The sequence below is a fragment of the Leeuwenhoekiella parthenopeia genome, from assembly GCF_020782115.1.
Classification (GTDB): domain Bacteria; phylum Bacteroidota; class Bacteroidia; order Flavobacteriales; family Flavobacteriaceae; genus Leeuwenhoekiella; species Leeuwenhoekiella parthenopeia.
Genome location: NZ_JAJGMW010000006.1, coordinates 166,082 through 177,189, shown reverse-complemented (window position 1 = coordinate 177,189; position 11,108 = coordinate 166,082). Strand labels below are relative to the sequence as shown.

The following is an 11,108-nucleotide window of genomic DNA, read 5'->3' as shown; positions in this document are numbered from 1 at the left end:
CAATGACTATTTAGAACATCATCGTCGCGATGGTACTGATAATTCCAATTTTATATTGGAATAAGAAAGGGGACTTTCAGTCCCCAGTAAAATAAACCTCTGCACTTTTAGTGCAGAGTGGTTTAGTTGTGTTCGTAAATCTTGTTGTACTTATCAATGTACATTTCCTTTACGATACGTCTTTTGAGTTTCATAGTAGGAGTGAGGTGCCCGGCATCTATACTCCACTCGTCCGGAGTGAGTTCAATTTTTTTAACGCGCTCCCATTTTCCAAACTTCTCATTGTAGAGTTCCACATCTTCCATAATGCGGTTTTTCACGTTTTCGTTCTCAGCGATTTCTTTATTGGTAGCACCTACAGAAATGCCTTTCTTTTTAGCCCAGTCTGCTATAAATTCAAAATTGGGCTGAATGATTGCAGCCGGCATTTTTTCGCCCTCACCAATGACCATAATATGCTCAATAAAGCGGGATTGCTTCATGGCGTTTTCAATAAGCTGAGGAGCAACGTATTTACCGCCGCTGGTTTTAAACATTTCTTTTTTACGGTCGGTGATTTTTAAGAAGCCTTCACTGTCAATCTCCCCAATGTCTCCGGTATGGAAATAGCCGTTTTCTAGAACTTCGTCTGTTTTTTCCTTGTCTTTATAATAGCCCATCATTACCTGTGGACCTTTGATCAGGATTTCTCCATCCTCTGCGATTTTAACTTCAGTTTCAGGGATGGGTTTACCCACAGTCCCGATTTTAAAACCGCGATTGCGTATGTCATTAACCGATATTACCGGGGAGGTTTCAGTAAGACCGTAGCCTTCCATAACGCCCATTCCTGCAGCGTTAAATACACGTGCCAGTCTGGGTTGTAAGGCAGCACTTCCAGAAGCGATTACTTTAAGATTTCCGCCTAAAGCTTCCTGCCATTTGCTGAAAATCAATTTACGCGCTAATGCCAGCTTTTGCTCATACCACCAGCCGTTTTGGCCGTAGGGTTCGTATTGAAGACCAACTTCTACCGCCCAGAAAAAGAGTTTTTTCTTAACTCCGGTTAAATCGGCACCTTTTGCAATGATTTTATCATAAACCTTTTCTAAGAGGCGTGGCACCGCTGTTATTACCTGAGGTTTTACTTCTTTTAGATTTTCGCTTATGGTTTCCAGACTTTCAGCAAAATAAATGCTTACGCCTGCGTACTGGTACAAATACATCAACATACGCTCGTAAATGTGACATACCGGTAAAAAGCTCAATGCGATACTTTGACCCGGATTTATGGGGAATCGTGTCGCACTGTTAATAGTGTTTGATGCCACGTTTTTGTGCGAAAGCATAACCCCCTTCGGTTTTCCTGTGGTTCCTGAGGTATAAATTAAAGTCGCGAGATCATCTTCCTTGACGGAAGCTTTTATTTTTTCAACTTCTGCCTGGGTTGAGGTATCGGCCTCATGAACTTCTTTCCAGTTTTTGCAACCCGCGATGGTGTCAAAACTAAATACTTCTTTTAATGAAGGAACATTTGCCTTTATGGCATTTACTTTATCGAGCACTTCCTGATCCGATACAAAGCAGTACACAGACTCGCTGTGATTGAGTACATACTCATATTCTTCTTCCGAAATAGTTGGATAAATAGGAACATTCTGAGCACCCAGCTGCAAGATCCCGATGTCCATCACATTCCATTCGGTACGGTTGTTTGTCGAAATAACAGCAATTTTATCATTAGGTTTTACTCCCAGTTTCAACAGACCTCGACTTACAGCATTTGCCTGGTCAACGTATTCCTGAGAGGAAATGGCTTTCCACTCTCCATTGTACTTGGTGACCAAAGCTTCTTTCAGGTTGTATTGCTCCAGTTGATGATAAGGGAAGTCAAAAAGGCGTTTAATTTCCATAGGTATATAAAATAGGGTTGGCTCGATTGACGAGTTTAAAGTTATTAGGACTAGTCAGATTTGAATTGGGTAGAATTAGTTCGAAATTAATTATCCTTAAGAGGAGGGCTTCAAACCAAATACCAATGCAAAATAACGAATTTAGTTGCTTTACTATATCGTTTTAGAAAAATTTACGATGAAAACTTGCGAATATCAAAATAGCACAGATTTTTAAGGTCTGTGCTTGTTAAAAACATAACGATTTGTATCAATGTTACTTGCAATTTTGATTTTATTGATCCATAAGCTAAAAATAGAAGTATTTTCACAAGATTAATAAAATTCTCTAGTTTTTAAAAGAAGCCATTTGCCATCAATTTTTTCAAACAAATGAATACCTGTATGACCATCCCCTACAAATAATGTGTTATACCAAATAAGCGCAAGCTTCCCAGACTTGGAAATTACTGGCTTTGAGATTCTTATTTGTTTACTTGATTTATTCTCAAAATCGTTATTGAGGTTATTCGAATTTTGTTTTAAAAGCAAACTTGTTTTTTGTTCGGGAAAAAAATCTATTATGGAACCATCTGAATGGTTAAGTTGATCCAATAGGTAATATCCATTTGATCCTTTAAACAAAGATTCCGCTTGACTGCTAGTATAAAATGGATTCGGATGGGATAATTTTGGCACCTTTTCAAATAGAAGATCCCTCAAATAGCTTTTAAATGCTTTAGCATTAGAGAAAGTATCAATAAACTTAATATTGTCTCCCTCGTAAAAATCAACCTCTAGAGCCATTAATGATCTAATATTGAAGTTGTTATTTTTTAAGTCTTTTACAGAGCTACAAGAGGTCTGGGTTAGAACAAGAAATAAACTAATTACAAGGAAATACCGATGAAACAGGTTTGCCTTTTGGTGTTGCCGTGAATGAGGTGCCATCAGGATATGTATAAGTTTGTGTTGAGTTATCTTGTTCACTTAAAACAGAATAAAGAATTTCTATGAAATCAGGATTTCTGTTCCAAATATTATTTGTTCGATCAGCTGGGTTTACATATTCAGGATATGAATTCTTAAAACTTGCCGAAGCCAACATATCTCCAGAATAGCATAATTTTTTGTAATAGGATAGAGGTAAATTATAACCTGCTGCATTACCATAAGCAGATAATGATGTAGCCATTTCGTTTATGAAATCATTCATCAGTTCGTGTTGAGTTTTATTGAGATTGGCAGTAGAAGAAGTTCTATTGTATTCTATAAAAGCGTCAAAAAGTTCTGGAAAATCAGGATCAGCTTGTCCCGTTATTGTCGAAAGTTTTCCTTCTTCAAACATATAAACAAAAATAGCATGCATCGATTCGTGGATTGTACTTCTTGCTATAGACAAATCAGTCGCTGTGCTAAGATAACTACCTCTAAAGGAAACATTAACATTCATTTTTCTAGTACTCGGGTTGAAGTAGAACTGAGGATCCGTTTTTCCATTTCCAACCATATTCTCATCTACTTTAAAAGTTAAGTCAATATTATTATTTGCTTCAAAAATCGTAAGCAATAGCTCGGTTAATGGAGTACAACCTTCGTATGATTTTTCAACGATCTGTCTAGCACAAGGATACCGGGAAAATGATGAATCAATAAGTATGTCCTCTGTTTCTTCTGTTCTCTCTGCGATCTTTTCAAGGGTTCGCTCTTGGAAACTGACCGATCCATCATAATTGGCTCCAACTGAGGAATCATAAGTTCCACCACCAGCCTGAAATGTAGGATAGGAAAAATAATCGTTATAACCGCTTGTATTTGAAAATATGACCTCTCTGGTTAACCCTTCATAACTAGTATGTGTATATTCCAGACCGCTCCCTGTAACTTTATACCAATCTTTGAAACGCTCCGTTTCAATATAGATATAACCTCTGTCCAAGGCAAATCTTTTTGAATTTTCCTCGCCGAGTCCTTTTTTAGATAGCAGATCAGTAAATGTACCTGCTGTATAATGAAAGGAATTAGCTTGCCCTGCTTCATTTACCATACGTACAATAGCAGTATTTTGTCTTTTACTGAGACGATATGAATCATTATCAAGTTTAACGTCAATTATTTTTGCAATTGTTAGTCGTTCATGATTGTCAATCAATACAGTAAAGTGAATTTTAGAATTTTTTTGGATATGCAAGATCGTGCTGTATCAAATATTCAGTAAAAGTTTCATCTTGAATATCTACTATTTCACTACTATTGAGAATTACTTGAGAATTCGGGGGAAGAAATTTTTCAAATCCTGAAAGGTCATAATTTTTTTGATCTGTTTCTCGATTTTGTAATTCGTCCTTTTGACATCCTAAAAATAATACCACAATTAGAAACGAAATGCTAAAGTAATTTTTTACCATAATAGATTTTAAGTTCTTGTAGGTAACATTACTAAAAATCATTACTAAAAATCATTACTAAAAATCATTTTTTGTTGTTAAAGCTCGATATTTTAACATCTATTGCTTCTCAATCCACTCCCGCGCATTGATAAAAGCTTCAACCCACGGCGTAACTTCATCATTGCGATCTTTAGGATAGTTGGCCCAGTTCCAGGAGAAAATTGAGCGTTCAATGTGTGGCATGGTTACCAGGTGACGGCCGGTTTTATCGGTCATCATAGCGGTGTTATAGCTGCTGCCATTAGGGTTTGCCGGGTAAGCATCATAACCGTATTTACCCACAATTTTATAGTTTTCTTCACCTAACGGAAGGTCAAACTTGCCTTCTCCGTGCGAAATCCAAACGCCTAAGGTCGCTCCCGAAAGTGTTGAAAGCATCACCGAATCATTCTCTGCAATGGTTACACTGGTAAAGCCGCTTTCGTGCTTGTGCGAATCGTTATGCAGCATACGCGGTTTTTGATCATGATCAGGATTGATTAGATCAAGTTCTACAAACAACTGGCAACCGTTGCAAATACCTACCGATAGCGTATCAGGTCGTGCAAAGAAATTCTTCAGAGCTGTGTTTGCCTTCTCATTATAGAGAAAAGCACCGGCCCAACCTTTGGCTGACCCCAATACGTCGGAGTTTGAGAATCCACCCACAGCACCTATAAACTGAATATCTTCCAGCGTTTCGCGACCGCTTATCAAATCGGTCATGTGCACGTCTTTGACATCAAATCCGGCAAGGTACATCGCGTTTGCCATCTCGCGTTCCGAGTTACTTCCTTTTTCGCGAAGGATCGCCGCTTTAGGTCGGCTTCCCGCAGCGCGGTTTCCGGGTCTTAAACCGGTAAAGCCTTTTGGGAAGGTGTATTTTAAATCTTGTTTATCAAAGTTTTCAAAACGCGAATCAGCCAGACCGTTTGCAGTTTGTTTTTGATCTAATAAATAACTGGTTTTAAACCATTTTCTACGCAGTGAAGGAATGTTTAAACCGATTTCTACCAGATCCTTTTTAATCGTTAATTCTTCCGAAGTATTGGCGGTACCGATTTTGAAGAACCCGATGTTGTATTCATTCAACACCGCTTCGATATCCCGGTCTTTAGCGGCCTGAATGACGATTCCGGCATTCTCAGCAAACAGGATTTTAATAATGTCTTTTTCGCCGAAGGCTGAAAAATCATAAGCAGCTCCCAGTTTGTTTTCGGCAAAACACAATTCAAGCAGGGTCGTGATCAGGCCTCCTGAAGCCACGTCGTGACCGGCTACGATCATATCGTTTTTGATCAAATATTGAATAACGTCAAATGTTTTCGCGAATGCGATATTATCTTGTATAGACGGAGCCTCGGCACCAATCTTATTCTGCACCTGTGCAAAAGACGAACCGCCCAGTTTAAAGGCATCTTTAGAAAGGTTTAGATAATAAATCGCTCCGGCATCGGCCTGAAGAACCGGTTCAATCACGCGGTCAATATCGTTGCAATTTCCGGCTGCCGAAATGATTACAGTTCCCGGAGCAAGCACATCGCCATCAGGATATTTCTGCTTCATAGAAAGCGAATCTTTACCCGTTGGCACGTTAATGCCCAGATCAATCGCAAATTCAGAAACCGCCTGAACCGCTTCGTAAAGACGCGCATCTTCACCCTCGTTATTACAAGGCCACATCCAGTTTGCAGAAAGTGAAACAGACTTCAAACCTTTTTCTAGTGGAGCCCAGATGATATTGGTCAGCGCTTCGGCGATACTGTTTTTACTTCCGGCAACGGGGTCAATGAGTCCGCTAACGGGTGAGTGGCCAATGGAGGTTGCGATTCCGTTTTTAGACTTAAAATCGAGCGCCATAACGCCTACATTGTTAAGCGGTAACTGAAGCGTACCCACACATTGCTGCTTGGCAACCCTTCCGCCCACACAGCGGTCAACTTTATTGGTTAACCAGTCTTTACAGGCAACGGCCTCCAGCTGCAGTACATTTTCCAGGTAATCGTGAAAATGCTCCAGACTATACGCCACATCGCTGTATTTACGATCAATTTTAGAATCGATCATCACGGTTTTTGGCGAACTGCCAAACATATCTTCCATCGCCAGATCCATAGGTGCCGCACCTGTGGTGGCCGATTTGAAGGTAAAACGGTGATCGCCGGTAACGTCACCCACTTCGTAAATAGGAGAACGCTCACGCTCGGCAATCGTGCGTAAAGTCTTAAGCTGCTCTTTCCCGATAACCAGCCCCATACGTTCCTGAGACTCGTTACCTATAATTTCTTTAGCCGAAAGGGTAGGGTCACCCACCGGCAATTTATCTAAATCAATTTTTCCGCCGGTTTCTTCAACGAGTTCCGAAAGGCAGTTGAGGTGACCACCCGCACCGTGATCGTGAATAGAGACGATACTGTTCTCGTCGCTTTCTACCATTCCACGGATGGCGTTGGCAGTACGTTTTTGCATCTCGGGGTTTGAACGCTGAATGGCATTCAACTCAATCCCCGAGCTGAATGCGCCGGTATCTGCCGAAGAAACAGCGGCACCACCCATCCCGATGCGGTAGTTGTCACCGCCCAGAATGACGATTTTATCGCCGGTTTGAGGTTTTTCTTTAAGGGCCTGCGCTTTTTTGCCGTAGCCAATACCACCGGCCTGCATAATGACCTTATCGTAACCCAGTTTACGGCCCGCTTCTTCGTGCTCAAAGGTAAGTACCGAACCTGCGATAAGCGGTTGACCAAATTTATTTCCAAAATCTGAAGCTCCGTTTGAAGCTTTGATTAAAATATCAATCGGGGTCTGGTATAACCACTTACGCGCCGGGAAGGTTTCTTCCCACGGGCGATCGTCGAGCAATCTCGAGTAGGCGGTCATATAAACAGCTGTACCGGCAAGGGGTAACGAACCTTTTCCACCGGCTAGGCGGTCGCGTATTTCACCCCCGGAACCTGTCGCAGCCCCGTTAAAAGGCTCTACGGTTGTGGGGAAATTGTGGGTTTCGGCTTTAAGCGAAAGCACGCTTTCAAATTCTTTTTCGGTATAGAAATCGGGTTTATCTGCGGTTTCGGGGGCAAATTGTGTGGCTTTTGGTCCTTTGATAAAGGCGACATTGTCTTTATAGGCCGAAACAATTTCGTTTGGGTTTTCTTCGGAAGTTTTCTTGATGAGTTTAAAAAGCGAAACCGGTTTGGTTTCTCCGTCGATCACAAAAGTTCCATTAAAAATCTTGTGGCGGCAGTGTTCAGAATTTACCTGACTGAAGCCAAACACTTCCGAATCGGTTAACGGACGCCCGATGCGCTCTGCAACACCTTCCAGATACATCACTTCTTCAGCACTAAGCGCCAGCCCTTCCTGCTTGTTGTATTCCTCAATGTTTTCAATGGGCTTGATGGCTTCGGGCTCGATATTTATGGTGAAAATATCCTGATCGAGTTTTTTGTATTCCTGCGAAAGCATCGGGTCAAATTCGGCCTTGCCGGCAACAAATTCTTCAATCCTGATGATGCCTTCAATCCCCATGTTTTGGGTGATTTCAACAGCATTGGTGCTCCAGGGCGTGATCATAGTGGCACGCGGACCAATAAAAAAAGCGTCGATTGCAGACGCTTGTATTTTGGGCTGGTTGCCAAAGAGCCAGATGAGCTTTTTAGTCGTTTCTTCTGAAAGTTCGTTTTTGCTTTGAACTGCGAAAATTTTGGTGTCCTGAGAACCGAAAAAGTGAATCATAATGCGTTTGCTAAGAAGCGACAAATTTAGGCTTTTTTGTTTTTTTATTTGGCCCTAAAACCGAAACAAAATCAACAGAAAATCATCGTTTTTTGTTGATAACCGGGCTTCGATATAAATTTAAAAACCAAGGGTTTTTAAATTTACTCAGCCGCCGGTTACCCGCTATAGAAAAGAAAAACCTCACAGGTACTGGAGACCTGTGAGGTTTAAAATCTGTTTAATAAATAGCTTATTTCTTTTCGTCCTTCTTAACCATCAGGCACATATAGAAGCCGTCATAGCCGCTTTCGCTTGAAAGTACGGTCTGTTGTTTCTCGATACTGAAGTTCTTGCCTTCCTCGCTTTTCAGGAATTTTTTGACCTGTTCCTGATTTTCGGAAGGAAGTATAGAGCAGGTGGCATATACCATTTTTCCGCCCGGCTTAACCATTCTGGAGTAATCTCTTAAAATAGTCTGCTGCGTTTCCTGAATTTTTGCAACAAAATCCGGCTGTAATTTCCACTTGGCATCAGGGTTACGGCTCAAAACGCCCAGTCCGGTACAGGGTGCATCGAGCAATACGCGATCTGCCGAGTTGTGCAGTTTTTTGATAACCTTGGTGCTGTCTATCGCGCGGGTTTCAATGTTGAAAGCTCCGGCGCGACGGGCCCTGCGCTTCAATTCTTTTAATTTATTGGCATAAATGTCAAGCGCAATCAATTGCCCTTTATTATCCATCTCGGCAGCCAGGTGCAAGGCTTTACCGCCGGCACCGGCGCAGGCATCAATCACCCGCATTCCCGGTTCTACACCCAGATAGGGAGCAACCAGTTGTGAGGAAGCATCCTGCACTTCAAACAGACCGTCTTTAAAAGCCTGAGTGGTAAAAACATTAGCGCGTTCCTGCAATTGTAAGGCATCTTTGTAGGCCTTGAGGTTTTCGGTCTCGTGACCTTCTTCAACCAGTTTTTGCTGAAGTTCACCAATATTGGTTTTCAGGCGATTTACGCGTAAAATCACCGGTGCCTGCTTGTTTAGCGCAGCGATCTCTGCATCCCATTTTTCACCTAATTCTTTTTCGCCCAATTCATCAAGCCAATCGGGAATAGACTCCCGTAATTTTCTGATGTTTGAAAATTCGTCAAACTTACCTTTGATGCGACGGGTAGGCGTTTCTTCAAACTGTGGCCAGTCCGGTAATTTTATTCCGCGCAGCGTACACCAAACGGCAAACAGGCGCCAGAGGTCTTTGCGTTCAAAGGGTTCGCCCACATCTGCAATAGCAGCGTACAGGCGTTTCCAGCGTACAATGTCGTAGGTAGTTTCGGCTACAAAACTGCGGTCGCGGGAGCCCCAGCGTTTGTCGCGTTTCAGTTGTTTTGCGATTACCTTATCGGCATAGCCTCCTTCATTAAATATTTCGATCAGTCCATCAATTACGGCAAAGACCAGATTGCGGTGTAAACGCATACGTTTTGTTTTAAAATGCCCGCAAAGGTACAGGTTTCAAAAGGAATAGTTTTAAATTGGGCGAAATTTTAGATTATGCGACTAATAGCAGTACTTTTTCTTATTCTGGCCTTTTCAAGCTGTAAGCAAACGGAAGAAAAGCGGGAGGCCGGACCCATACAATCTGTAGCGATTGAACCTATTTTTAGTGATTCGGTAAGTATACGGGCGATTGAGATCCTTGCTGACGGAAGCCTTGCTTTTGCGGGGACTATGGGCAAATACGGTTTATTCAACCCTCAGACAGAAACCTGGAATACCGGTGTCATTACCTACGATTCGACCACACCAAACTTTAGGGCAGTAGCTCACACGACTCAGGATTTCTTTATGTTGAGTATTGAAAGCCCTGCGCTGCTTTATAAAACAGGTGATACGGGTAGGATGGAAGTGGTCTATAAAGAAGACGATCCCAAAGCTTTTTATGACTCGATGACGTTTTGGAATGACCAGGAGGGAATTGCGATGGGTGATCCAACCGATTCGTGTATTTCGGTTATCATAACCCGTGATGGCGGCAAGTCATGGAACAAATTAAGCTGCGATCTGTTGCCGGAAGCAGTAGAGGGGGAGGCCGCTTTTGCAGCCAGCAACAGCAACATAAAAGTGTACGGGGATCACGCCTGGATTATTACCGGCGGAATGAAATCGCGCGTCTTACACACCGCAGATAAAGGAAAAACCTGGGAGGTTTTTGAAACGCCTCTCATACAGGGTACCCCTACAACCGGAGGTTATTCCATTGATTTTTATGATGAAAAGATGGGTTTTATCGTAGGTGGCGATTACAGCAATGCCGAAGCTAATAAAGCGGTAAAAGCGTTGACGCTTGATGGCGGTAAAACCTGGGAGCTGGTAGGCGATAATCAAAACCCCGGTTACCGAAGTTGTGTTCGGTTTGTACCCGGAAGCGCCGGAAAGGGGCTGGTTGCAATAGGTTTTGAAGGGATTGATTATTCTGCAGATCAGGGAGCAACCTGGAAGCACCTGAGCGATGAAGGCTTTTTTACCGTTCGGTTTTTAAACGACTCAACGGCTTATGCCGCCGGGACTAACAGGGTTGCAAAATTGAAATTCAAGCGATAAAAAAAAGCGGCTGTTCCTCAAAACAGCCGCTTTTTATACTTATTCATTTTTTCTTTTCTTGTATTCTTCCCAGAGCTTCCGCCCGAAATTGCGTTCTACTTCCGGGAGAAAAACCATTTTAGAGGCAGGTAATTTTTGGGTTAAGTCTCTAAGCATTTCGCTTTCAACCTGGTATTTTTCTTTTTGAAGCGCGTTGTATTTTTCAATAAGGGTTTGTGCCTGAGCATCACTCAGTTTGTTTTTAGACCCTGAACGGGAAAACTTTTCTTTAAATAAATCCCGCTCACGCTCCCGCAAGTCGTGCATGCGTTTGTCGTAACTGTTGTAAATAGGCCAGAATTTTTCGGCCTCTGAAGGAGTTAACTCCAGTTCTTCAGTTATAAAAGGAACTTTAAGGGCTTTTATGCGTTCGTGTCTGTCGCCATCCTGACTATAAGAAGCCAGGCAAACCAGCAGCACGAGTATAGTTATAAACTTTTTCATAGTAATTTTTAG

7 protein-coding genes are annotated in these 11,108 nt (G+C 42.1%); 1 reads left to right on the top strand and 6 read right to left on the bottom strand.

Annotated elements, in window-relative coordinates; genetic code table 11:
* Positions 1-122: 122 nt before the first annotated feature.
* The 5 genes from LLW17_RS06755 to LLW17_RS06735 all read right to left on the bottom strand — a co-directional run bounded on the left by LLW17_RS06755 (position 123) and on the right by LLW17_RS06735 (position 9,488).
* The gene (locus LLW17_RS06755; RefSeq protein WP_228229501.1) at positions 123-1,892 is read right to left on the bottom strand and encodes an AMP-dependent synthetase/ligase; all 1,770 of its coding nucleotides are present in this window, start codon (positions 1,890-1,892) and stop codon (positions 123-125) included.
* 315 nt (positions 1,893-2,207) lie between these two features.
* Entirely contained in the window at positions 2,208-2,678 is a 471-nt protein-coding gene (locus tag LLW17_RS06750) for a hypothetical protein (RefSeq protein ID WP_228229500.1), read from the bottom strand.
* A gap of 79 nt (positions 2,679-2,757) precedes the next feature.
* Positions 2,758-4,023 carry a hypothetical protein gene (locus LLW17_RS06745; protein WP_228229499.1) on the bottom strand — a complete coding sequence of 422 codons (1,266 nt, stop codon included), beginning with the start codon at positions 4,021-4,023 and terminating at the stop codon, positions 2,758-2,760.
* A gap of 355 nt (positions 4,024-4,378) precedes the next feature.
* Positions 4,379-8,035, bottom strand: a complete 3,657-nt coding sequence (gene purL, locus LLW17_RS06740; RefSeq protein WP_228229498.1) for a phosphoribosylformylglycinamidine synthase — start codon at positions 8,033-8,035, stop codon at positions 4,379-4,381.
* A 232-nt stretch (positions 8,036-8,267) separates the two neighbouring features.
* Entirely contained in the window at positions 8,268-9,488 is a 1,221-nt protein-coding gene (locus LLW17_RS06735) for an RsmB/NOP family class I SAM-dependent RNA methyltransferase (RefSeq protein ID WP_228229497.1), read from the bottom strand.
* Positions 9,489-9,563: 75 nt separating this feature from the next.
* Here LLW17_RS06735 and LLW17_RS06730 point away from each other — a divergent pair, with 75 nt between their 5' ends.
* The gene (locus LLW17_RS06730) at positions 9,564-10,613 is read left to right on the top strand and encodes a WD40/YVTN/BNR-like repeat-containing protein (RefSeq protein ID WP_228229496.1); all 1,050 of its coding nucleotides are present in this window, start codon (positions 9,564-9,566) and stop codon (positions 10,611-10,613) included.
* Between the two features lie 39 nt (positions 10,614-10,652).
* Here LLW17_RS06730 and LLW17_RS06725 read toward each other — a convergent pair whose 3' ends face one another.
* Positions 10,653-11,096 carry a hypothetical protein gene (locus LLW17_RS06725; protein ID WP_228229495.1) on the bottom strand — a complete coding sequence of 148 codons (444 nt, stop codon included), beginning with the start codon at positions 11,094-11,096 and terminating at the stop codon, positions 10,653-10,655.
* Between the last annotated feature and the right edge of the window lie 12 nt (positions 11,097-11,108).

What these genes read in the sequence shown, in the direction of transcription:
- LLW17_RS06750 (WP_228229500.1), bottom strand. Translation starts at nt 2,678, where the DNA reads ATGGCTCTAGAGGTTGATTTTTACGAGGGAGACAATATTAAGTTTATT.
- LLW17_RS06735 (WP_228229497.1), bottom strand. Translation starts at nt 9,488, where the DNA reads ATGCGTTTACACCGCAATCTGGTCTTTGCCGTAATTGATGGACTGATC.
- purL (WP_228229498.1), bottom strand. Translation starts at nt 8,035, where the DNA reads ATGATTCACTTTTTCGGTTCTCAGGACACCAAAATTTTCGCAGTTCAA.
- LLW17_RS06725 (WP_228229495.1), bottom strand. Translation starts at nt 11,096, where the DNA reads ATGAAAAAGTTTATAACTATACTCGTGCTGCTGGTTTGCCTGGCTTCT.
- LLW17_RS06730 (WP_228229496.1), top strand. Translation starts at nt 9,564, where the DNA reads ATGCGACTAATAGCAGTACTTTTTCTTATTCTGGCCTTTTCAAGCTGT.
- LLW17_RS06755 (WP_228229501.1), bottom strand. Translation starts at nt 1,892, where the DNA reads ATGGAAATTAAACGCCTTTTTGACTTCCCTTATCATCAACTGGAGCAA.